Raw genomic sequence first — 23,418 nt, forward strand, 5'->3', positions numbered from 1 at the left:
CCCTCAGCCGAAGGTGAGCGCGACCTTGACGACCCCGTCCTGCCGGGTGTGCGCGAGGTCGAAGGCGTCGGCGACGTTCTTGATGTCGAAGGTGTGGGTGATGTGGTCGTCGACGCGGATCGAGCCGTCCCCGATCAGGTCGAGGGCGGTGCGGAAGGAGGCGAGGCCCGGCTCCAGCTGGGCGCCGCCCACCGCGTGGATCAAGTGGGCGTTGCGGACGAAGAGATGGGCGTACGGGATGCGCATCTCGTAGTCCTCGGGCATGCCGAAGAAGCCCAGCCGGCCCTGCTGGCCGACCATCCGCATCGCGTGCTCGCGCGCCCCGTCGGTGCCGGCCGCCTCGACGACGAGGTCGGCGCCCTGGCCGCCGGTCAGCTCCATGACGACGTCCTCGGCGCTCTGTCCCGGCACGTGCACGGTCGCCTCGGCGCCGAGGGCACGCGCCACCTCCAGCCGTCCCGGCTCCAGGTCCACCGCGACGACCTTCTCGAAACCGCGGTGCCTGAGCAGCTGGAGGAACAGCAGGCCCGCCGAGCCGACGCCGACGACGGCGGCGGTCCGGCCCTCCGGCACGGGCTCCGGCCAGAACCGTTTCAGCGCGAAGACGACCGTCCCGAGCTGCTGCGCCATCAGAGGGACGGTCGGCGCCCCGGTGTCCTTCACCGGCAGCAGGAACCGGTCGGCGATCGTCTGGTAGCGGGCGAACGACGCCATGTAGGCGTGGTTGGGCACGGTCAGCACGAGGTCGCCCGGCGCGAACCGCGCCGACCGGCTCTCCACGACCTCACCGACGCCCTCGTGCCCCGGATAGCCCGCCGGGCAGGGGTAGGGGTGGTCGCGCATGTCCCGGAAGAAGGGGGACTCGGCGCGCACCCGGTGCACATCGCTGCCGCAGATGGCGGCCACGGTGTTGCGGACGAGGACCTCGTCCTCGCGCAGCTCCCGGAAGGCGACCTCCTCCACCTCCAGGCGCCCGGGTTCGACGAGAACGGCGGCTTCGCCACGTACGTGCGGCATGCGGACCTTCCTTGTTCAGGGACGTTCACGAGGTTCGGGGACGTTCACGAGTGGTCGGGGCGGGCGGGATGCGCCCAGGACAGGGGGTGGCCGGGAAGCCGCAGCCGACGGGCCGGGCCGGGCGGCGTCAGCCGTGCCTCGACGCCCTGGCACCACAGGGCGGCGACGGTCTTGAGCAGGTCTTCGTCGTCGAGGTCCGCCGCCGGTACGTCGACGACGGCCACCTCGCCGAGCCGGTCCCGGGCGGCCTGGAGCAGCTTCTCGGGCTCGCCCTCGGCCGTCAGGTGTTCCTCCTGCGGGGCGGGCCCGTCGGGCGCGACCGGTCCGAGCGCGGTGCTCCACAGCAGCGCGGGGCGCACCGGTGCGGGCATGGCCCGTACCGGTGCGGACCGGTCCTCCGCGAGCCGGTGCCCCTCCTCCGGTCCGAGCGCACCGCAGACCACCGCCGCCGCGATCCTGCCGCTGCCGGCGCCGTACACGGCCGCCGGGGTGACGCCCCGCTCGGCGTACCGCTCGGCCAGGCGGAGCTGGAGCGCGAGGTCGGTGCCGTCCGCGAAGGCGAACACCACGGCGGGGGCGGCCCCGGTGACGTGGCCGCAGGTCGCCCGGCCGTCGCGCAGAGCCCGGATCGCCTGCGCACGGTCGGCCACCACCACGGCGAACCGGTGCGCGAACCGCTCGCGACCTCGGTCCAGGGTGTGCGCGACGTCCGCCGGCGCCGCCTCCGGATGCGCCTCCAGATATGCGGCCAGCCGCTCCCGGGCGACGGCCAGCGCGTCGGCGGTGGCGGCGGAGAGGGCGAGGACGTGGTGCCGGGGGCTCTGCTCCACGGTCGTCCCCGCCCGTGCCGGACGCGTCGACGGCGCCTGCCTGACGGCCCGTCGGGGCACGGCGCCGGCGGCGGGCGCGGCCACCGGGGCATCCGTCGGCCGGCCGGTCGTGGCGATCAGACGGGCCTGGTCCCGGACCGTGACGTGCCGCAGCAGGTCGATGACCGGGACGTCGACGCCGGTGGTGCGCCTGAGCTGCTCCCGCAACCGGACCAGCAGCAGCGAATGGCCGCCCGCGTCGAAGAAGTTGCGGTCGGATCCGAAGCCGTCGTGTTCCAGCACCGCCCGCCAGGCCGCCCGTACGCCGTCCAGGACGGAGGGCGGGGCGGCGGCGGGAACCTGCGGGGGTGGAGCCGGGGCGGCGGGCGTCGGCGGGTTGGGCTGCCGGTCCACGTCCGGCAGCCGGCGCCGGTCGATCTTGCCGGTCGGGGTGAGCGGGAGCTCGTCGACGAGCACGAGGTGGCTCGGGACGGCGAAGACGGGCAGCCGCAGCTTGGCGTGCCGGCCGATCTCGTCGGGGTCCGTGCCGGGCGCGGCGACCGCGTAGGCGACGATCTCCTTCTCGCCGCGCCGGTTGACACGGGTGGTGACGAAGACCGACTCGACGGCCGGGTGGGCGTCCAGTACCGCCTCCACCTCGCCGAGTTCGACGCGCTGGCTGCGGATCTTCACCTGGTTGTCGTTGCGGCCGATGAACTCCAGCAGGCCGTCCGGCGTCCAGCGCACCCGGTCGCCGGTTCGGTAGAGCCGGGCGGTGCCGTCGGTGACGAAGCGCTCGGCGGTCATGCCGGGCGCGTTGAGGTAGCCGTCGGCCAACCCGACCCCGCCGAGCAGGAGTTCGCCGGGCACGCCGCGGGGCACCGGCCGGGTGCCGCCCTCCTGCACCACCCGCACCTCGGTGCCGGGCACCGGCCGGCCGATGGGGACGGTGCGGGCGTTCGCCGCGAGGTCGGTGATCGGGAACCACGTCGAGGTGAAGGAGTTCTCGGTGGGACCGTAGCTGTGCAGCAGCACGCCGGGACGGCTCCAGCGCAGCGCACGGCGCATGTGCTGCACCGAGATCAACTCGCCGCCGAAGTAGACCCGCCGCAGAGACTGCAGCATGTCGGGGGCGTCCTCGATGATCCGGTTGAGCAGCGGGGTCGTCACGAGCAGCGTCGTCACCCCGCGCTCGCGGACGACGGCCCGCATCTCGCGAGGGCTGAGCACCAGGTGCTTGTCGAGGACGAGGAGCTCGGCGCCGTGCGTCAGGGCGCCCCAGATCTCGTAGCTGGCGCCGTCGAAGTTGAGCGGGCACAGCTGCGCGACGACGTCCGTCCCGTCGAGCGGGATGAAGTCGGGCCGCTGGAACAGGCGGGCCAGCCCGCGGTGCGGCAGCACGACCCCCTTGGGGCGGCCGGTGGTCCCGGAGGTGTACAGCACGCACAGCGTCGCGGCGTCGTCGTACGGCACCTCGGGCACCGCCGCCCCGCGTGCGTCGGCCAGTACCCGGTCGAGCCGTACGGCGGTGCCCTCCGGCACGGTGAGGTCGGGTCCGCAGTCCGGGTCGACGACGAGGACGGCCGGGCGGGCGTCGTCCACAATCAGCTGGAGCTGGGCCTGCGGGTAGGCCGGGTCGAGGGGGAGGTAGGCGGCCCCGGCGAGGGCGCTCGCCAGCCAGAACACCGGGGTGTCGATGCCGGGGGAGAGCAGCAGGGCGACGGTGTCGCCGGGGGTGACGCCCCGGGCGTGCAGCCAGCCGGCCAGCTCGCCGGCGCGGGCGCCGAGTTCGCCGTAGGTGAGGACGCGCTCGCCGTGTCGTACCGCGACGGCGTCCGGGCGGGCGGCCGCGTGTCGCAGCACCAGCTCCGGGATGCCCGGCGCCGGTGACACCACGGGCGCGCCGTGCGCGGCGACCGCCGGCAGGCCCGGGTCGCAGACCGCGAGCAGCTCGCCGCAGGTCGCGGCCGGATCGGCCACCGCGCGGGCCAGCAGCTCGCGCAGCTCCCCGGCGAAGAGTTCGGCGGTGGCGGGGCGGTAGCGCGCGGTGTCGTAGAAGACGCACAGCCGGGTGCCGGCCGAGCCCTCCAGCACGTTCAGCGAGAACTCGTACTTCGTCGTCTCGTCGGGGTGGTCGAAGCGGCGGACGGTCACGTCGCCGGCGCGCCACTCGTCCTCGTACGCGGGCGTGTACATGAACACCGTGCGCTCCACGCCCGGCCCGTCCGCCTGCTCGCTGCGGATCTCACGCAGCCGCCGCATGGGGAGGTGGGCGTGCTCCATCGCGTCGAGCATCTGGTCGCGCAGCCGGGCCGTCACCTCGAGGAATCGGTCCTCCGGGTTCAGCCGGTCACGCATCGGCAGCGCCCGGCTGAACAGGTCGACCCGTTCGGCGTCGGTGTCCCGGCGACCGGCGAAGACCATGCCGAAGGTGCCCTCGGACTCGCCGGCCCACGCGTGCAGCAGCACCGACCACGCCGCGAGCAGCACCACGGCGGGGGAGCTGCGTTCCGCGGAGGCCAGGGCACGGACACCCGCGTTCACCTCGGCCGGCAGCACGACCTCCACCCGTCCGGAGGAGCCGGGGAAACCGTCCTCGGGCACCAGGTCGTGCGGGGGCGCGAGCGAGGCGGGGGCGTCGCGCAGGACGGAGGCCCAGTACGCGTCGGCTTCGGCGTCGTCGTCGGAACCGGTGCCGGTGCCGGTGCCGGTGCCGGTGTCCGCGTCCGCGCCGGACGTGCCGGACATGCCGTGGTGGTCGGGAAAGGCCTGGTCGCCGAGGTCGGCATCGTTGTCGGACACGGCGCGCGGCCTCGGGCCCGGCCCGCCCGCCGCCCGCGAGCGGTACGCCGCCACCAGGTCCTCGGCGAGGATCCGGCTGGACCAGCCGTCGGAGACGATGTGGTGCATCGTGACGGCGAGCAGGGCACCGCCGTCCGCGGTCAGCAGGGTCGCCCGGAGCAGCGGTGCCGTGGCGAGGTCGAAGGGGGCGCGCGCGGCGACGACCGCGTGGGCGAGGGCTTCGGCACGGTCGTAGCGGCCGGGCATCCGCTCGGTGACGAAGGCGAGCGGCGGGTCGGGCTCGGTGGTGCGCCACAGCTCGCCGCCCTCGGTGGTGAAGGCGCCGCGCAGCGCCGGATGGGCGCGCAGGACGTCGCCGAGCGCGGCTCGCAGCGCCGGCACGTCGACGGCCGGCGTGAACTCCAGGTCGACGGTGACGTTGTAGCGGTCGGACTCCGGTTCCCGCTGGCAGGCGAGCCAGACGTCCAGCTGCTCGGAGGAGGCCGGTTCCCTCACTTCGGGACCGCCACGTGCTCGCCGGCCGCCTTCGCGCGCAGGGTGCGCACCAGGTCGGCCACCGTGCGCACCGAGTGGAAGTGGATCGGGGTGAACTCGGCGTCCGTGATCTTCACGCCGAAGCGCTGCTCGCACTGGGCCCGCAGTTCCACGAACCCGAGGGAGTCCAGGCCCAGGACGTCCTGCAGACCGTCGTCGTCCCCGATGCGGTCCGCGGGCACGTCCAGGAAGAGGTCCTCGACGAGGATCTCCTTCAGGGTCGCTTCCAGGGCTTCGGCCTGCTTCTCGCCCGAACCGACTGTCATGACGTCTCTCCATTGCTGTAGGTGGATCCGTGCGGCGCGGGAGTTTCCGCCTGCCGTTCCCGTTCCGCGGCCCTGCGCGCCAGTTCGGCGATCGCGGGGACGGGAACGTGGTGCTCCCGGGCGCGGCGCAGCACCGGCTCGGTGAGCGCGGCGAGTTCGGTGGGCCGGACGCCCGCGGCCACGTCCCGGTGCAGGGAGGTGTCGGTCCGGCCCGGCAGCTTGTCGAGGGTGCGCACCAGGTTCCGGTCGTCCACCGCGACGGCGTCGGCCGCCGCGACGGCGCACGCCTCCCGTGCGGCGCCGTGCAGCAGCGTCAGCAGCCCGGCCTGCCGGCGGACGACGCCGAGCGGGCCGTCGGCCGCGGTGGTGGCCAGGGCCAGCGGCAGCAACAGGACCAGCTTGCGCCACAGGACGCTCGCCGCATCCGGCTCGTGGACGCAGCCGATGCCGGCGTCGGCCAGGGCTTGCCCGAGGGAGGTGACGGCGGTGCCGCCGGGGTCCGCCTCCTCCGCAGCCAGACTGACCTCGGCGAACAGCGAGTTCCACGTCACCCGGCCCGGCCCCGTGCGCTCGGCCTCGACACGGATCGCCCCGACGACCTGGCGCGTGCCGAACCGGGCGCGCAGCAGCCGGGGATGGTCGAGCCCGTTGAGCAGCGGCACCACCGCGCCCGGCGCCGATGACGCGGCGATCCGGGCCAGGGCGGCTCCGAGGGCGGGCGCCTTCACGGTCACCCACAGGACGTCGACCGGTTCGTCGAGCCGGTCGACGGCGCGGGCCTTCACGGAGTGGTCTCCGCGCAGCCTGCTGTGGACGTCGATCACGCCGGAGTAGCGGGCCCGGGTGGACTCCCGCATCACCAGCGTGACGTCGTGGCCGCCGCGGGTCAGCGCCGCCCCGAGGGCGAGCCCCACTCCGCCGGCGCCCAGAATCGCATGCCTCAACACGCTTCCCTGATGCATCTCGTGGCGAGTGCCGGTGCCTCGCGGGCCCGCACCGCGTGCGGCGGGCAGCCCAAAGGGACACCGGATGAAGGAACAGGAACAGAAAAACGGGAACGGAAAGGCCGGCAAGGCCTCCGAAGGATCGGGCGGCTGCTGGTCGGGCAGTCGGCGATCGTACGTTCAGTGGATTTCGGAAAGGACTCCGACGAAGTGCCGAACCGGTCGGTCGGCCCGTCTGCAGTCCCCCGTGGCGGCGTACATCATTCCCCCTGTCGCGCCGGATCATGTCAGCACCGCGCAGCCCTGTAATGCTGCGTTAACAAACGCCTCACCGACCGTAGGGGGGCCGACTTCAGGCCGTCAACTTGCTTTTCGGCCAACCGGCTGGCCGATGCACCTACCTGCTGCGGGCGGTTGACACGCGGCGTCGAAGTGCTGGCCGACACCGCCGGTCGGGGGTGGCCGACAATCGACCCTTGACTGGCTCGATGGCCGCTGCCTACGCTCCGATATCGGCAATCTTGCTGCCATGGTGAGCATTCACCTCAGGGGCCCGAACCGGTTTGACCCACCGGTTGTGCGCCCGTTCTACGGGGGATCAACAATTGAAACTTCACTCAGCCACGCCCATGCGCGGGGCCGTTCTTCGGCTGCGCCGATTCCAGGGCGACGAACCGTGAGCCACACTGACGCAGGGGACTCCCTTTTGAGCGACGACGGTGTGAAAACACGTCCAGAACCGCATTCCGCGACGCATTCCAAGGCGCCGGTGAGCGCGCCCGCACAGACAACGAAGGACCAGGTCAGAGCCGCGTGGGTCGAGGTCCTCGGGCATGACGACTTCGACGACGACACCTCTTTCCTCGAAGCGGGTGGCCATTCCCTGAAGGCCACACAGGTGCTGATCCGGCTCCGCCGGCAGCTCGGGCTCCGCCTGCCCAATCGACTGTTCTTCGACCATCCCACCGTCCGCGAACTCGCGGTAGCGGTGGAACGTATCGCCGCCACGTCTCCCTCAGCGTGACCGGTCGGCCGACCGGCTTGTCCGCCGACCGACCGAAATCAACAAGGAAGGCTCTGCCTGTGACTGCTCCCGTATCCCGCGACGGCATAAAAGAGTTAGCCGAAAACTTTGTTCCTCCCCCTGAATGGCGTGGAGACGCGAAGACGCCGCTCGACGCCGACACCGCTTTCAACGGATTCATCTCCACGAATGTCGTGTTCGCCTTGGAGCAACTCGGTCTGTTCGCCTGGTTCGACGAGTCGAACCATTTAAATGTCACCGAGTACTGTCGACTGCGGAAGCTGGACGAAAGCGTTTTCCGTCAACTGCTGTCCGTGGCCGAGGCCTTCGGACAACTCGTCGTGACCGGCGACCGGGTGACCCCCGCTCCGGCCTGGAGCGAACTCCGCAGAAAAATCGGGTTCTTCACCTGGGGGGTCGGCGGATACCACGACGTGTTCGCCGGTGCCGCTGCCATAACGCGCGGAGAACGCGTCTTCGGACGGGACGTCCTGCGGAACGAGGCCATGGTGGCGCTCGGTTCGGCCCAGGCCGACATGGCGCTGATGCGGCATCTCCTCGACGAGCAGATCGCCGAACTCGACTTCTCCGTCATCGCCGACCTGGGCAGCGGCATCAGCGAACGCGTGTGCCGCCTCGTCGCCTCCCGCCCCGGCGCCCGCGGCCTGGGCCTGGACATCAGCGCCTCGGCCACCGAACTGGCCGCCGGCACCGTCGAACGCTACGGACTGACCGACCGGGTCCAGCCGATCTGCGCCGACGTCCTGGACGTCCTCTTCCGCGGCCGCCGCATCGAGGGCGCCGACCAGGTGGACGTCGCGACGAGCTTCATGTTCCTGCACGACCTGCTCGTCGACCCGAGCACCCGGATGGACGTCATCCCCGCGCTGCGCAAGGCGTTCCCGAACGCCCACACCTTCCTGCTCGGCGACACCACCGTCCGCCCGCGCGGCGAGGGCGACACCCTGCCGGTGTTCTCCAGCGGCTTCGAGCTGGCGCACGCCCTGATGGGGGTCCCGATCTACACGCGGGAGGAGTACGAGAACCTCTTCCGCGAGGGAGGCCTGCACCTGCGCCGCACGATCCCCTTCGGCGCGCCGCACACCTACCTCTTCGTCCTGGAGGCCCAGTGATGAGCGAGCCGTCCGCGGCCGGCCCCGAGATCGTCGAGGACCTGCCCGTCCCCCTCGCCGTGGCGGGGCACCACCAGCCCGCGCCCTTCTACCTCACCGCCGACATGTTCGGCGGCCTGCCCGTACAGCTCGCCGGCGGCGAGCTGAGCGCCCTGGTCGGCAAACCCGTCGCCGCACCCCACACCCACCCGGTCGACGAGCTGTACCTGCTGGTCTCCCCCACCAAGGGCGGCGCCCGCATCGAGGTGCAACTCGACGGCCGACGGCACGAGTTGGTGTCCCCCGCCGTGATGCGCATCCCCGCCGGCAGCGAACACTGCTTCCTGACACTCGAGGCCGAGGTCGGCAGCTACTGCTTCGGCGTCCTCCTGGGGGACCGCCTGTGACCCGGGCACCCGCGGCCGAGGGGACGACGACCCCTGGCGCTCCCCGGACGGCGACACCCGGGGGAACGACCCCGACCGCCCCCGCGAAAACGTTCAACGCGAGTGTCCCCGGTGCCGACCACCTCATCCGGCTGCATCTGAGCGAGAGCCCCTGCGGTGCCAGTCGGGCGGCGCTCCGGGCGGCCGAGCGGGAGTTGGAACGCGTCAACGTCTATCCCGACCCGGAACGGCGGGAACTGGTCCGTGCCCTCGCCGAGCACTGGGACGTCACCCCGGACCACATCGCCGTGGCCAACGGCAGCGACGAACTCGTGCTGGCCACCGCCCTCACGCTCGGGGACCGCGCCCGCCCCGGCCTCGTCACCGACGGCACGTTCCCCGGATACCGGTCCTGCCTGGAGCTCACCGGCCGTGGTTGCACCGCCGTACCGCTGTCGGGCACGGACGTCGACGTGGACGCGTTCGCCGCGCGACTGCCCGAGCACGGGATCGGCTACCTCTGCAACCCGCACAACCCCAGCGGCGCGGCCCACACCGGGCAGGAGCTGACCGCTCTGGTGGACGCCTCGGGCCGCAGCGGCGTACCGCTGGTGTGCGACGAGGCCTACATGGAGTTCGCCGACCCGGGCACCCCGCAGATCCGAGACCTGCTGGACGGGGACGCGCCGGTCGTCGCGCTGCGGACCTTCTCCAAGGCGTACGGACTGGCCGCGCTCCGCGTCGGCTACGCCGTGGGCCGGCCCGCGCTGATCGCCGCGCTGCGGCACACGCTGCGCTCGCTGCCGTTCAGCGTGAACCGGCTCGCGCAGGCGGCCGCGGTCAGCGCCCTCGGCGACCGCGACTTCGTCGACGGGGTGCGCCGCACCACCGCCGAGCGGCGCAGCTGGTTCACCGCCGAACTGGGCCGGCGGGGGCGCGCACACCTTCCCTCGGTGACCAATTTCGTCGCGGTCGCGGCCCGGGACTGCGCCTCGGCACAGGATCGCCTCGCCGCAGATTTCGGCATTCTCGTTCGCAATGCGGGACTGTTCGGATTCCCTGGATTCCTGCGTACCTCTCTCGGCACCCAGGAAGACCTCGTGCGGTTTCTCGACGCCCTCGACGAAATAGAGAGAAACCCCCGGACATAGAGAGAAACCCCCGGACCGTCTCCCGACGGCTTCGGGCGGCCCCCGGCCGTCCGCTCGGCGCCCCGGCATTCCCGTCCCGCTCAGGCCCAGCCCCGGACCTCCGGGACGCCCGGCGAAAACCTCCCCACGAACGAGCATGACAAGGAGCAACTGCGTGTTCCGTCACGACCCGTTGAACACGATCCTCGCGCTGGGCTCCGGGTTCACACCCACCGCCGTGCGTGTGACCGCGACGCTGCGCCTGCCCGACCTGGTCGAGCAGGGCCACCGGACCGTGCCCGCCCTGGCCGCCGAGACCGGCACCGACGAGCAGTCCCTGGGCCGGGTCCTGCACTACGTGAGCCTCCTCGGCCTCTTCACGGAGACCGACGCCCCCGACGGCGCGGGCAAGGCGTACGAACTGACCGACGTCGGCCGGGTGCTGCTCGCCGGCCATCCGAGCAACCTGCGCCGCTGGCTGGACTACGAGGACCCCAGCCGGGCGATGGAGGCCCGCTTCGAACCGGCCGTCGGCCGGCTCATGGACGCCGTACGCACCGGCCTGCCCGTCTACGAGCAGGCGCACGGACGGCCCTTCTGGGCGGACCTGGAGGCACATCCGGACATCGAGAAGTCCTTCAACGCCGGCATCGCCCGCATCGCGAGCCGGCTCGTGCCGGAACTGGCCCGCATCTACGACTGGGCGTCGGTGGGACACGTCGTCGACGTCGGCGGCGGCAACGGCTCCCTGCTGCTGAAGCTCCTCACCGAGCACCCCGCGCTGCGCGGAACACTGCTGGAGCTGGAGAGCGTCGTGGCGGAGGCCAAGGGAACCGTCGCCCCGGTGGCGGACCGCTGCGACCTGGTCGCCGGCAGCTTCTTCGACCCGATGCCGGCCGGCGGCGACGTCTACCTGATCGCCAACACCCTCCACAACTGGAGCGACCGGGACGCCGCCCGCATCCTCGGCCGCTGCGCGGAGGCGCTCGCCCCCGGCGGGCGGGTCGTGGTCGTCGAGCGGCTGCTGGACAGCGGCAAGGACCCGGTGATGGCGGCCTACGCCGACCTGCTGATGCTGGTCCTGCTGGGCGGCCGCGAACGCACCAGGGACGACCTGCGCGACCTCGGGGCCGAGGTGGGCCTCGCCCTCACGGACGCGAGGAGGTTCGAGCTGCCCGGTCACTGGCTCCTCGAGTTCACCAAGGGGGCGGCCCGGTGAAACGCTCGCTGAACCCCGACGAGCCCAACGCCCTGCTGTCGTACGACTTCGACCGCGGCAGCAACTACGAGAACGTCCTGAACCTCACCGACGCCCTCGGCGCGCTGGTCCCGGAGAGCGAGACCGAACACCCCGACCAGCGGTTCTTCCAGGTCACCCACCTCATCACCGAGTACGCCTGGGTGCAGGTCCACTACGAACTGCGCCGGGCCCTCACCCACCTGGACGACGACCGGTTCCAGCAGGCGGTGCGGCTGTTCGACCGGTGCACCGGGCTGAGCGAGGTCACCGTGCAGGCGGTGCGGCTGCTCACCGACCATCTGCCGCAGCACAGCCTGCTGATGATGCGCAACGCCCTGCCCGAGGACGCCACCGGTCTGGACTCGCCCGGCTACCGCAACCTGCGGCGCGTGGCCCGGCCGGTGTGGAAGGCGTACGAGCAGGCCCTGGAGCGGGCCGGGCTCTCCCCGCAGGACGTGATCGCCCAGCAGGACGACGGCTACGACGGCCCGCGCTCGCCCGAGGCGCAGTCCCTGGCTCTGGTCCGGGAGGCGATGCTGAGGTTCGACGCCAGTGTCCTCGGCTGGAAACAGCACCACCTGATCATGGTCTGGTCCCAGCTGGGCGGTCAGCCGGGCCTGCGCAAGGAGAGCGGCGAGAACGACGCGGCCGAGCTGCCGCAGAGCCTGGGCGGCCGGTCCCTGGCCACGCTGGAGGCCCGCTCCCAGCTGGCGCTCTTCCCGGAGCTGTGGCGGGCGGCGGAGGAGGCGTACTGGCTGCTCGGTACCCGGCACGACACCGACGCGCCGGTGCGCGGCGGCGGGAACGGCTGCCCGGTGCAGCACTGACCGGCACCGACAGCGAGCGGGCCGCCGACCGAGGGTCGGCGGCCCGCTCACCGCTGCGCGAGACAGGCGAGCCGGGCCGCGACCTCCCCGAAGCACTCGTGCGGGAAGAAGTGACCGCCGTCGAAGCCCTCGACACGGTGCTCGCCGAGCGTGTAGTGCCGCCAGCCGGCCATCACCTCGGGCGGGGTGTCGGGGTCGCCGGTGCCGTACCAGGTGACGAGGTCGCCGGGGACAGGTTCGGGAGTGGCGTCGGGGCGGTGGCCGACGACGAGGGCGAGATCGCCGCGGATGACGGGCACGAACCGGTGCCGCATCGGTGACCGGCGCACCTCGGGCGGGATGCGGCCGTGGCCGGCGAGCGCGTCGAGCAGGGCGTCGTCGTCGCCCAGCTCGAGCAGCGGGCCGTAGGGGGAGTCGCCGAGGAGGTGCGGCGGGCGGGTCGCGGCGACGAGGAGGAACTCGGGGGCGGGGCGGCCCAGCGCGTGCAGGGCGCGGGCCGTCTCGTAGGCGAGCAGGCCGCCCATGCTGTGGCCGAACAGCGCGTACCGGCCCGGCGGGTCGACGCGCCGGGCGAGGTCGGCCGCGGCCTCCCGCAGGGTCGCCTGCCGGGGTTCGCGCGAGCGCAGGCCCTTGCCGGCGATCTCCAGCGGCTGCGCCCGCACCGCCGGCGGCAGCTCGCGCCGCCAGCGCGTGAAGCTGCGGGCGGAGCCGCCCGCGTGCGGCACGCAGTACAGGGTGAGCGGTTCGACAGCCCTCATTTGTGGTGCTCACCGGCGCGCAGCGGCTGGATGCGGACCGTCAGCGGCAGTTCGTTGCGGGTCAGCAGTGACCGCAGATGCCGCCGCATGTCCGCCTCCGACGGCGGTACGGCGTCGTCGACGTAGACGTCGAGCTCCAGGACGGCGGAGTCCTCGTCGACGGCGGCGATCCTGGTCGCGGCGCGGACCACGCCGGGCAGCGACTCGGCGGCCCGGCGCACGGTCGCCGTCGACACCTTCTCGCCGCGCACCATGGCGAAGTCCGAGGAGCGGCCGTGGACGTACACGTATCCGTCGTCGTCCACGTGCCCGATGTCACCGGTGGCCAGCAGGCCCGGCTCGATCAGGTCGCCGCGCTTGGACGGCGCGGGCTCGCCCACCCGGCGCCGGTAGACGGTGTCCGAGCGCACCAGCAGCTCCCGCTCGCCGGTGTCGGTGGGGCGGGTGAGGACCTCGACGCCGTCCAGCGGCAGCCCCGCCGAGCCGTGCCGGTGCGGTGGTTCGCGGTGCGCGGCGAGCGTGGACACGCGCGGTCCGGCCTCGGTCAGGCCGTAGGTCACGTACAGGCCCAGGTCGGGGTTGAGCTTCAGCAGCCGGGAGACGTACGACGGGTCGAGGGCCTGGCCGCCGACGGTGAGCGTGCGCAGCGGCGGAGGCAGTTCGCCGCCGGCGGTGACGATCGACTTCACCAGGCTCGGGGTGAGGGAGGAGACGGTGACGCCCCGGGCGGTCACGGTCTCCAGGTGGTTGGCCACGGAGAACGGGGGGCCGGCCATCACCAGGCGGGAGCCGCTCACCAGGCCGCCGAGGACCTGCGCGACCAGGGCGAAGGAGTAGTAGACGGGCAGGCTGACCAGCACCGTGTCGTCCGCGCGCTGGCCGATGGAACGGCCGTGGCGGCGGGCGTTGCGCAGCAGGGCGTCCACGCGGTGCAGACAGCCGGTGGCCATGCCGGAGGTGCCGGAGCTCATGAGGATCACATGGCCGGGCCCGTGGTGCCGGTGGTCCCAGCCGGTGAAGACGCCCATGTCGGCGCCGCCGGTCCGGGTGACGCCGGTGACGCCCTCGGTCCTGATCGCCGCCCGCACCAGGGCGCAGGCACCCAGCTCGCGGGCCACCTCACGGACCCGGCTGACGGGGGTGGAGGGGGAGAGCAGCACAGGGGTGTGGCCGGCGAGGGAGACGGCGAAGAAGAACCGCAGGGCGCGCAGTCCGTTCGGCAGGGCGATGACGACGACCGCGCCGGGCGGGGCGGGCAGCGCGGCGAACCGGTCCACCAGAGCGGACAGCTCGGACCGGCCGGGGTCCTCCGCCGGCGACACCTCCTCGACACGGCCGAGGAAGTCGCCGACCACGGTGGGGTCGAGGTGCTGCTCCGTCTTGTTCTGCGGGGTCATGTTCTCCGGGGCCTCCGCGTGGGCGCCGGCCCACTGACGACCAGGCTCTGCGCCCGGTGTTTACCTTCGTCGGTCGTGGTGTGGGTGACGACCAGGACGTGTGCGGCGCCGGGCGGGTCACCGAGCAGCCAGTCGCCGCACAGGGCTCTCACCGGTGTCACGGCCGCCCCGAGGGGCATGGGCAGCATCGACACCGGGCCGTGGAAGCCGAACGCCGAGCAGATCACGCCGACGAGGGAGCCCGGCCCGGCACCGGCGAACCGCATCGGGGAGAGCCGGCCGCGCGGCACGGCGTCGGCGAGCGCGCGCAGGGTGTGCCGCGTCGCGTGCTCGCTCACCCCGATCACGCCCACCTCCTCGGGCCGCCCGGGCGCGGCGTCGCCGCAGTCCTCCAGCGCGGCCGCCACCGCCTCGGCCATCAGCCAGGCCACCGGGTCGGCGTACACGCCGGGGATCCGGCGCCGGACGGCGGCCGGGTCGTCGACGTGCACGGTGGCGGAGCCGGTGATCACGGCGCCTTCGGGGCACCACCGGTCCCGATGGACCTGGTCGTGGCCGGCCTGGGGCTGGTTCATACGGCGCCTCCTTCCGGCGCGGCCAGCAGCAGGCAGGTGTTGAAGCCGCCGAAGCCGAGGGTGAGGCTGATGCCCAGGGAGCCGGTGATCTGCCGGGGGCGGTCGGTCGCCAGGGCCGGGGTGAGCTCGGGCATGACGGTGCGGGTGTGGGGCAGCGGGGGCACGGTGCGGTGCCGCAGTGCGAGCAGCAGGGCGATCGCCTCCAGGGCTCCGGTGGCGCCGAGGGTGTGGCCGAAGGCGGGTTTGGTGGCGAAGACGACCGCGTCCGGATCGTCTCCGAACACGGTGGCGTAACAGGCCGCCTCCGCCGCGTCGTTGGCGCGGGTGCCGGTGCCGTGGGCGTTGATGACCGCGATGTCGCCGGTGTCCGCCCCGGCCCGGGCCAGCGCGCGCCGCACGGCGAGGACCGCGCCGGCGCCGGTCTCGTCGGGGGCGGTCGGGCCGGTGCCGTCGTTGGAGGCGCCCCAGCCGCGCAGCTCGCCCAGGACGCGGGCGCCGCGGGCCGCGGCCGCGGCCCGGGTCTCCAGCAGCAGGAGGCCGGCGCCTTCGCCGAAGAGGGTGCCGTCGCGGCCGGTGTCGAAGGGGCGGACGGTGCCGGAGGCGGAGAGGGTGCCGAGCGCCCGGTGCCCGAGGAGCTTGCCCGCGGTCAGCAGGTCGATGCCGCCGCACAGGCAGCGTTCGGCCTCGCCGGAGGTCAGCAGGGCGGCGCCGGCGAGGAGGGCGTCGGCGCCGGAGGAGCAGGCGGTGCTCACCGACGCGGACCGGGCCACGCCCAACCGCTCGGCGACGGCGGCCGTCAGTGCGTGCGGCGAGAGGTCGGCGGCGTCGTCCACATGGGGGCCGAGGCTGCTGCCGAGGACGAGGGCGCCGACGTCCCCGGCCGGGCAGCCGGCGTGGCGCAGGGCGGCGGTCGCGGTGGTCACCGCGAGGGAGATCTGACGCTCGGACGGAGGCCCGGCCGGACCGCCGTCCGTCAGGAGGGCGGCGGCCGGTGCGGGCAGAGCGCCGTCCTCCGGTAACGCCCGGATGCCGTCGCGGCCGCTCAGCAGATGCTGCCAGACCTCGTCGAGGCCGTCACCGAGCGCTGTCGTCCAGCCCATTCCGGTGATGCACACGGCCTGGTCGCGGCCGGCTGCCGGAAAACCCCCCAATTAATCCCCCAAGTGCTCGAGAAATATTCCGAGCGAAGCTCTTATGGCCTCGATTTGCTGATCTGTTTTTTTGTTTGCAGACAGCAATCTTATTTTAACGAAGGGGTTCTGGGGTGGCAAGGGACGCCGGCCACGAGGTCCGGCGGATCCTCGGGTCGTGATGGGGGATCCGCAGGTGGAGACGGACGGGCTCGAGGGAGAACGCGGGCCGGCAGGTCCGAGGTGTCCGGGCGTCGGGTGGAGGTGTCGGGCCGTCAGGTCGAGATCGGCTCCAGCGTCAGCGGCCGGATCCTGCCCTCCATCATCGCGCCGAGGCCCTGCGCGGCGCAGATGTCGGGCCGATCGGCGATGTGCACCGGCATGCCGGTGGCCTGCCGCAGCATCTGGTCGAACCCGGGGAGCAGCGCCGAACCGCCGACCATCATGATCCCGCGGTCGACGAGATCCGCCACAAGGTCGGGCGGGCACTCCCGCAGCACCCGGCCGATGCCGTCGAGCACCGCGGTCAGCGGCGTCTCGATCGCGTCCCGCACGGCCGCGGTGTCGACCTGGACGGAACGGGCGAGACCGGTGGCGACGTCCCGGCCGTGGATCTCCGTGCGGGACGGGCCCTGCGGGGTGAGCCCGTTGCCGGACAGGGCGAGCTGCAGGGGCCGTACCGACTGGCTCGGGAGCATCAGCTCGTGCTCGTGCCGCAGGTGCTGCACGATCGCGTGGTCCACGGCCTCCCCGCCGACGGGAATCCGCTCGGCGGTCACGATCGACCCGAGGGAGAGCACGGCGACCTGGGTCGCGGCCGCCCCGCAGACCATGATCATGGTGGCCTCGGGCCGCTCGACGGGCAGCCCGCAGCCGACGGCGGCCGCGATGAGCGTGTCCACCAGCTCCACCCGCCGGGCGCCCAGCCCGACCAGCGTCTCGATCGTCGCGCGCTGGGCGAGCGGGCCGGCGTCGTGCGGGGTGCAGGCGGCGGCGCGCAGGAACGGCTTGCGGCGCAGCTGGCGGCGGATCTTGTCGCCGATCAGGTGCCGCAGCATGCGCTGCGCCATCTCGATGTCGACGACCGTGCCGCCGGTGACGGGCCGGACGACACGGATGTAGTGGGGCGTGCGGCCGGTCATCTTCTCGGCGAGCTCTCCCACGGCGATCAGCGCGCCGGTGCGGGTGTTCACGGCGGCGGCGGACGGCTGGTCGACGACGAGTCCGGCTCCCTTCACGTACACGCGCGTCCGTGCCGCACCCAGGTCGACGGCGAAGTGGCAGCGGCGCAACTGGTCCAGAGTGGCGGTCATGGCGGGTCCTCCCGAGAGCGCAGACCGTGGCGGCCGCCGGGCCGGCGGGCCTTCCTTGTGTGGGCCGCCGGGGCGGTGGCCTCCTTGGCATCGTGCGGGGCCGGAAGGGCGGGCGCCCGCTGGAGGGGTCCGGGCGGGGCGCCGCCGAACGGGGGTTTCGTCTGTGGTGTCCCGCGCCGAGGGGCGGGCGCGGGCCCGCGGAGGTGCTATGGGGTGCGGCGGCGGACGGGTGGCGTCACAGCACCCGGGCCGCCTCCAGCACCGGTGCCAGCGACGGCACCGTCACCTCGCACCCGGCCCCCCGCAGCTCCTGCTCGACGGTCGGATTGCGGGCGAGGCCGACGACCCGCAGACCGATCTGCCGGGCGGCGGTCAGCTCCGCCACCGAGGAGGTCACCAGGACGCCCGTCGAGGCCGGGGCGCCACCGGAGCGCAGGGCGCGCACCAGGCAGTCCGGGTCCGGCGTGAGGAGACTCAGGTCCGGGCCGCGGCCGTGGATCCCGGTCGGCGGCAGCCCGTACGCCGCCATGTACCGGTGGACGGCCTCCTCGCACGCGTCGGTCACCACGGCCACCCGCCGCCCGGACGCGTGCAGCGCGTGCACCAGGGCCACCGCCCGGTGGGTGGCCGGCGCGTTCGGTACGGCGCCCGTCTCCAGCGTGTCCAGACGGTTCCGCAGGACGGGCCCGACCGGATCGCGGGCGAAGACGCGTAGCACGTCCAGCGGATGCACGACCGACTCCCGGGCCGACGCGGCCGCGAGGGGGCGGCCCGTCAGGGCGTCCTCGGGGTCCCGGTACTCGGCGGCGAGCGCCAGCAGCTCCAGCGCGGCCCGGCGCGCCGTCGTCGCCGTGAACAGACGCACGAGGGGTCCGTCGAATCCGAGCAGCACGGTCTCGGCCTCGGCGAGCAGAGCGGCCGGCGTCCGCTTCGCGGGCGCCTCGCCGGCCGGACGCGCCACCGGGGCCGCACGCCGCGGCTCGGGCGGCGGCGCCCACTCCGGCCCCAGCCGCACCTCGCACCTCACCGCCAGCCCCGGCACCGGCCACCCGCCCAGCTGGGTGTTGACCGCACGCTGAGCGCCGACCGACCGGCGCACGGAGTGGCGGCGGGTGATGCGGGGCGCGTTCTCCAGCAGGTGGGCCAGCAGCCGGCCGGGCACGTTCACCGTCTGTCCGTGCACGAACGCCACCGGGTCCGTGACCCACCAGGACATCTCCACCGTCCCCGTGAAGTCCCCCTTGCCGGAACTCGGCAGGGACACCCGGTGGGTGGCGCGGTGCGGGGTGAGGTCGACCTCGTAGTACGTCGCCGGCCGCGGCGGGCGTCCGCCGTGCGGCCGAGCGGGGTCGAGAAGGGTGAGCGGACCGTCGGACCGCGTGTGGACGACGGCGGTCCGGCCCGGTGAGGGGATGCCCAGCGCACCCAGGTCCCGGGTGATGAACGGCCCCCGCACCAGGTCGCGCTCCTCGTCCTCGACGCGTTGCGCCGGCAGCGGGCAGTACCAGGCGACCGGTGGAAGGTCCGGGGCGATGTCGTGCACCGGGTGGAAACGGTGGGGCCCGGAGGCGGCGGAACTGTCGGCGAAGACCTCGTAGAGGCCGGGGGTGACCAGGACCACGACGGGAGCGGTGACACCGGTGACGCTCTCGAAGGGCTCGAAGGGCTCGTCGTCCTGCCGTCCGCCCTCCTGGAACGTCACCCGCAGACGCGGCGCGTTCGCCAGGTCGGCGAGGGGGCCGGGGAGCCAGCGCAGGAGGGCGGCGAGGACGGGGAGGAGGTAGGCGTCCGGGTCGATCGTGACGTGGTAGCCGTCGGGGCGCACCCGCACCTCGTACTGCTGCGGGGTGAGGTCGCCGCGGGCGAGGACCTGGTGCACCGCGTACTCGAGGGAGATACGGGCCTCGGGGCGGGTGCTCAGGCCGGTGTCGGCCTGGAAGAGGAGGGTGGGGCGAGGGGGCGGCGCGCTGTCGCGCCGGGCCGCGCGGGTGCGGGCCCGCAGGCGGTGCGCCTCGTCGTTGTCCGGGTCCTCCTGGAGAAGGGCCTCGAGCGCGCTCTCCACGCTGTCGAACTGGCCCAGCCCCAGCTCGAGCTCCGCCAGCGCGGTGCGCAGGGCGATCCTGAGGGAGCGCAGCCGGGCGCGGGTCCGACGGGCGGCGGGGCCGGGGACGCCGTCCAGGGGGGTGCCGCGGAGCATGCCGAGCGCGTCCTCCAGCAGGGCGCGTCGTCCTTCCGGGTCACTGTCGGACGACCGGTCGGCGAGAACGTCCTCGCAGTGGAAGAGATCGACGTGGGCGTCGGCCGCGTGCAGGGCGTAGCCGTCCGACGTGGCGGCGAGGGTACCGGGGCCCAGGATGCGGCGCAGCTCCGTGGCCAGGGCGTCGACACGGTGGACGGACTCGGAAGCGGCGGGCGGCTGTTCCCACAGTCCGCCGGCCAGCTGGTCGTAGGTCATACGGCGCCCGGAGTGCAGGACCAGCATGCACAGCAGGGCCTGGGCCTCGGGGGACGGTTCGGCGGGGAGCGCCCGGGCACTGCTGACGCTCAGCGAGCCGAACATCCGGATGCCCAGCGGCGGTTCGGCGTCTCCGGCTGCCGCGAGCCGTGCCGGGGCCGAGGGCGGCATCGCACCCTCCGCGATGCGGGCGAGGAGCGTCCGGAACCGGGGAGGGGCCGGCACATGGGGGGCCAGCCGCCCCAGCATCCGCTGGAAGGCCGCGGTGTCCGAGGCCGTGTTCCACCTGCGGGACCCCTCGCCCAGGGCGAACCGGCTGAACACGACCGACCCGTCCGGGCGCAACAGCAGGCCCTCCCTGCCGTCCTGCCCGCGTACCAGGCCCCGCCGGTGCAGGGCGTCCAAGCCCGCCGTTCCCTCGCTCACCAGCCGGGCGAACACCGGGAACGAGACGCCCGGCCCGCTGCCCTCGATGAGCTCCGTCAGCGTCACCCCGTCCACGAACTCCGCGACCAGGTACGGCGTCTTCCCCTCCACGCCGAAGTCCCGGACCCGTACCACGTGCGGATCGTCGACCTCCGACAGCGCACGGGCCTCCCGCAGGAACCGCTCGTGCGGGACCGGCTGCTCCGGATACAGGTGGACGACGACCGGCTCCTCGGTCCGCGTGTCCACGGCCTGCCACATCCGCCGCCCCGGTCCGCGCCGTCCCAGCAGCCGGTAGCGCCCGCCGACCGTCCCCGCCCCGGCCTCGTCCACCGGCTGCCGTACGGCCTCCTCGTCGCTTGCTCCCAGCCGTCGTACCGTCTCCGCGCTCACCGTCGCGAAGGTCTCACCGCCCCCGGTGCCGTCGCCGCGGTCGGTGAGCGCGCGGAACTCGCCGGCCGCCAGACCAGCCCGTTCGTCGATCAATCCGCCCATCCGCTCCAGGAGTTCCCGGGTGCGCCCGCGCGCCGTCCGCGGCAGCGTCCGCAGCAGCAGGTCGCGCACGCCGGGGCGGAAGGCGTACGAGCCGGGTGGGCCGGGGACGGCGGTGAGCATGCCGCTGAGGATCACCTCGGCCAGGTGCTGCGGGCGCGGATCGCGGTCCACGGCGCGCTGGACCAGCCGCATCACCGGGACGGAGGGCACGGCCAGCGCCAGGTGACCGGCGAGGCGGAAGGCCTCCGGGGAGGCGGTGGCGCGGAAGCGCATGACGAGGTCGCGTGCGGTCAGGGAGGCGGGGTCGGGTGCCGCGTCGGCCGGGGCCGGTGCGCCCGGCCTCGGCGGGAGCCAGGCCGCGGCGCCCGGGGTGCGGCCGCCGCCCGGGGCGGCCACGAGCGTCGCCCAGTGGGCGAGCCAGGGGGCGCCCGGTTCCAGGACGGGCAGGGGTACGGCGGCGGAGTGCGGGAGGTCGGCGTCCGGGTCGTGGGGGGAGAAGGTGAGGGCGGAGAGCGGGGCGGCCGCGGACGGGGAGCTCAGCACGCCCGGTTCGGCGGGCAGGGCCGTGGTCGGCCACAGGTGTTCGGGCAGCGGCTGGACGACGGCCAGCGGCATCCGGGCGGCCCAGTGGCGCAGGGTGCCGTACCAGCGGTCGCCCGCCGGGCCGGGCCGCCACTGCGGGCCCATGCAGTCGCTGACGACCAGGGTGACGGTCCGTCCGTCCGCCGGGTCGGGGACGTGCCGGGCGCGGCCGTCGGGTCCCGCCGGGTGCAGGGTGACGGTGCGGAAGACGCCCGACTGGGCCAGTACGGTGTGCAGTTCGCGGACCAGGGGCCGCCAGACCGGCATGGTGGGGCCGGTGTCGTGCACGAGGTTGAGGCGCAGCCAGCGGTCGTGCGCCGGGCGCAGGACGGGCAGCCAGACGTCCGGGTGGGCGCCGAGCCGAGCGATGCGGTCGGCGGTGGCCCGCTCGTCCAGGAGCCGGGCGCGCGCCGACGGCACCCTCCGCTTCAGCGGGCGCAGGGCCCGCTGGAGGGCGAGGGGGCGGGGGAGCATCGGGGGCGCCGGTGCCAGCAAGGACGAGCCGCCGCCCGGGGGACCCGGCTCCTCGCGGGGCGGTGACGGTGCTGGCCGTGCCGGTGCGGGAAGGTGCAGGGGGACGCGGTCGGCGGGGGCGGCGAGCGGGGCCCGCTCGGTCGCGGGCGGCAGCGCGACCTGGCCGTCGCCGTGATGCGTCCCGGCGGCGGGGGCGGAGGGGGGATCCGGCGCCAGGCCGGGGCCGGCGGGCGACGCGGACGCCGCCGTGCTCTCCGCGTCCCGCTGTCGATCGTCCTCCCCGCCCCCGTCCAACTGCCGGGCCAGCCACAGCACTTCCGCCAGTTCCAGCGGGGTCGGCGGGTTCTGCCCGGCGGCGGTCAGGAGCGCGGCCAGCCTGCCGACGGCGCTACCGCCGGCCTCTTCCGGCGCCGCCTCAGAAGCCATCGCCGTCCGCCGTGGCGCTCAGGTACGGCATCAGCTCGTCAGCGAGGGCGTCGCGGGACTCCGCGTCCAGGCCCGCGACCCCGGTGAGGTAGAGGGCGTTGAGGAGCTGGTCGGTGGCGAGTTCGCCGTCGGCGGCGCGGGCGAGGAATCGGTCGATGAGGTGGTCCGCCTCGGCGGGCGGCGTGTCGAGGTGGGCGCGGACGATCTCGGTGAGCTGCTCGCGGTCGGGTCGGCGCAGCTTGAGGCGGACGCAGCGGCGCAGGAAGGCGGGCGGGAACTCGCGCTCGCCGTTGCTGGTCAGCACCACGAAGGGGAAGGCGCGGCAGCGGACCCGGCCGCGGGCCACGGTCACCGGGGTGTCGGTGCCGTCGGCGAGGACCTCGGCGGTGCCGGCGTCGGCCGAGTGGCGTGCGGCCCGCATCAGTTCGGGGATCTCGTACTGGCCCTCCTCCAGGACGTTCAGCAGGTCGTTGGGCAGGTCGAGGTCGCTCTTGTCGATCTCGTCGACCAGCAGGACACGAGGGCGCTCGTAGGGGAGCAGGGCCGTGCCGAGCGGGCCGAGCCGCAGATGCTCCTCGACACCGCCGGCCCCGGGCATCCTCGTGCCCGGCGTCCCGGGGCCGGACGTCCACGCGCCGGGGGCTCCCGCACCGGGCATCCCCGCGCCGGGTGTTCCCGCCCCGGATGCCCGTGCCGCGGGCGTCTCCGCCCCGCGGGGCGTCTCCGCCCCGGACAGTCCCGCCCCGGACAGTCCCGCCCCGGGTGCTACCGCGCCCGGCATCCCCGCGCCCGGCATCCCCGCACCCGGCATCCCCGCCCCGGGGACGCCCGCCCACGGATCGCCGTCGCCGGTACGCCACACCGCCTGGCGGGCCGCGTACAGCCGGGACAGGGGGTCGTAGTGGTAGAGGCCGTCGGCCAGGGTGGAGCGGCTGGTGATGTTCCAGCGCAGGACCGGACCCAGCCGCAGCTCCCGCGCCACCGCGTACGCCAGGGAGGACTTGCCGGTGCCGGGCGGGCCGGTGACCAGCAGCGGGCGGCGCAGGACCAGCGCGGCGTTGACCAGCTGGACGCTCTCCGGGGTGGCCACGTACGTGCGGGCGCGGTGCACGCGGTCGGGGGAGACGGCCGCCTCGTCGTCACCGTCCCGCGGCGGTCGCAGGACGGGCTCGCCGTCGAAGGCCCGCCAGGGTGGCGGGGCGGGCAGCCGGTCGATGCCGTCGTGCGGCTGGCTGTTCCCGGTGTAGACGGACCAGTGCGGCATGGGGGATCTCTCCGTGCGACGTACTCGGTGGG

The 23,418-nt window shown here is 74.0% G+C and carries 17 protein-coding genes; 6 read left to right on the forward strand and 11 right to left on the reverse strand.

The genetic code is table 11. From position 1 onward, the window contains the following. Positions 1–3: 3 nt before the first annotated feature. From ACIHAR_RS04185 to ACIHAR_RS04200, 4 genes are read right to left on the reverse strand one after another with little or no spacing between them, the layout of a single operon-like run. The gene (locus tag ACIHAR_RS04185; RefSeq protein ID WP_365454508.1) at positions 4–1,017 is read right to left on the reverse strand and encodes a zinc-binding dehydrogenase; all 1,014 of its coding nucleotides are present in this window, start codon (positions 1,015–1,017) and stop codon (positions 4–6) included. A gap of 44 nt (positions 1,018–1,061) precedes the next feature. Further along, on the reverse strand, positions 1,062–5,123 hold the full coding sequence (locus tag ACIHAR_RS04190) for an amino acid adenylation domain-containing protein (RefSeq protein WP_400016739.1): 4,062 nt from the start codon (positions 5,121–5,123) through the stop codon (positions 1,062–1,064). Continuing rightward, positions 5,120–5,428, reverse strand: coding sequence for an acyl carrier protein (locus ACIHAR_RS04195; RefSeq protein ID WP_365454514.1), 309 nt, complete (start codon positions 5,426–5,428; stop codon positions 5,120–5,122). The genes ACIHAR_RS04190 and ACIHAR_RS04195 overlap by 4 nt, the downstream gene beginning before the upstream one ends. Next, positions 5,425–6,372: a 2-dehydropantoate 2-reductase gene (locus ACIHAR_RS04200; RefSeq protein WP_365454517.1), complete on the reverse strand. Its 948-nt coding sequence runs from the start codon at positions 6,370–6,372 to the stop codon at positions 5,425–5,427. Before ACIHAR_RS04200 ends, ACIHAR_RS04195 begins: the two co-directional genes overlap by 4 nt. A 706-nt stretch (positions 6,373–7,078) precedes the next feature. Here ACIHAR_RS04200 and ACIHAR_RS04205 point away from each other — a divergent pair. From ACIHAR_RS04205 to ACIHAR_RS04230, 6 genes are all read left to right on the forward strand, one after another. Further along, positions 7,079–7,396, forward strand: coding sequence for a phosphopantetheine-binding protein (locus ACIHAR_RS04205; RefSeq protein ID WP_365454520.1), 318 nt, complete (start codon positions 7,079–7,081; stop codon positions 7,394–7,396). A 194-nt stretch (positions 7,397–7,590) separates the two neighbouring features. Then, on the forward strand, positions 7,591–8,529 hold the full coding sequence (locus ACIHAR_RS04210; protein WP_400016745.1) for an SAM-dependent methyltransferase: 939 nt from the start codon (positions 7,591–7,593) through the stop codon (positions 8,527–8,529). Then, positions 8,529–8,915, forward strand: coding sequence for a cupin domain-containing protein (locus tag ACIHAR_RS04215; RefSeq protein WP_400016747.1), 387 nt, complete (start codon positions 8,529–8,531; stop codon positions 8,913–8,915). Before ACIHAR_RS04210 ends, ACIHAR_RS04215 begins: the two co-directional genes overlap by 1 nt. Beyond that, on the forward strand, positions 8,912–10,045 hold the full coding sequence (locus ACIHAR_RS04220; RefSeq protein ID WP_400016750.1) for a pyridoxal phosphate-dependent aminotransferase: 1,134 nt from the start codon (positions 8,912–8,914) through the stop codon (positions 10,043–10,045). The genes ACIHAR_RS04215 and ACIHAR_RS04220 overlap by 4 nt, the downstream gene beginning before the upstream one ends. A gap of 154 nt (positions 10,046–10,199) precedes the next feature. Then, entirely contained in the window at positions 10,200–11,243 is a 1,044-nt protein-coding gene (locus tag ACIHAR_RS04225) for a methyltransferase (protein ID WP_365454532.1), read from the forward strand. Beyond that, a complete protein-coding gene (locus ACIHAR_RS04230) occupies positions 11,240–12,091 on the forward strand; it encodes a hypothetical protein (protein WP_365454535.1) in 852 nt (283 codons plus the stop codon). Before ACIHAR_RS04225 ends, ACIHAR_RS04230 begins: the two co-directional genes overlap by 4 nt. 47 nt (positions 12,092–12,138) lie before the next feature. On the opposite strand, the gene ACIHAR_RS04235 is transcribed toward ACIHAR_RS04230, so the two are convergent. The 7 genes from ACIHAR_RS04235 to ACIHAR_RS04265 form a co-directional block, all read right to left on the reverse strand. Next, entirely contained in the window at positions 12,139–12,849 is a 711-nt protein-coding gene (locus ACIHAR_RS04235) for a thioesterase II family protein (protein WP_400016753.1), read from the reverse strand. Then, entirely contained in the window at positions 12,846–14,246 is a 1,401-nt protein-coding gene (locus tag ACIHAR_RS04240; RefSeq protein ID WP_400016755.1) for a class I adenylate-forming enzyme family protein, read from the reverse strand. The genes ACIHAR_RS04235 and ACIHAR_RS04240 overlap by 4 nt, the downstream gene beginning before the upstream one ends. Then, positions 14,243–14,821, reverse strand: a complete 579-nt coding sequence (locus tag ACIHAR_RS04245; protein WP_365454544.1) for a hypothetical protein — start codon at positions 14,819–14,821, stop codon at positions 14,243–14,245. The genes ACIHAR_RS04240 and ACIHAR_RS04245 overlap by 4 nt, the downstream gene beginning before the upstream one ends. Next, positions 14,818–15,936 (reverse strand): beta-ketoacyl synthase N-terminal-like domain-containing protein, encoded by a 1,119-nt coding sequence (locus ACIHAR_RS04250; protein ID WP_365454547.1) that lies wholly within the window; start codon positions 15,934–15,936, stop codon positions 14,818–14,820. Before ACIHAR_RS04250 ends, ACIHAR_RS04245 begins: the two co-directional genes overlap by 4 nt. A gap of 290 nt (positions 15,937–16,226) precedes the next feature. Then, positions 16,227–17,264 carry a rod shape-determining protein gene (locus ACIHAR_RS04255; RefSeq protein WP_365454550.1) on the reverse strand — a complete coding sequence of 346 codons (1,038 nt, stop codon included), beginning with the start codon at positions 17,262–17,264 and terminating at the stop codon, positions 16,227–16,229. A gap of 235 nt (positions 17,265–17,499) precedes the next feature. After that, entirely contained in the window at positions 17,500–22,122 is a 4,623-nt protein-coding gene (locus tag ACIHAR_RS04260) for an SAV_2336 N-terminal domain-related protein (protein WP_400016761.1), read from the reverse strand. Beyond that, a complete protein-coding gene (locus ACIHAR_RS04265; protein WP_400016763.1) occupies positions 22,112–23,386 on the reverse strand; it encodes an AAA family ATPase in 1,275 nt (424 codons plus the stop codon). Before ACIHAR_RS04265 ends, ACIHAR_RS04260 begins: the two co-directional genes overlap by 11 nt. Positions 23,387–23,418 lie beyond the last annotated feature (32 nt).

The organism is Streptomyces sp. NPDC052016 (assembly GCF_044548445.1).
Taxonomy (GTDB): Bacteria; Actinomycetota; Actinomycetes; order Streptomycetales; family Streptomycetaceae; genus Streptomyces.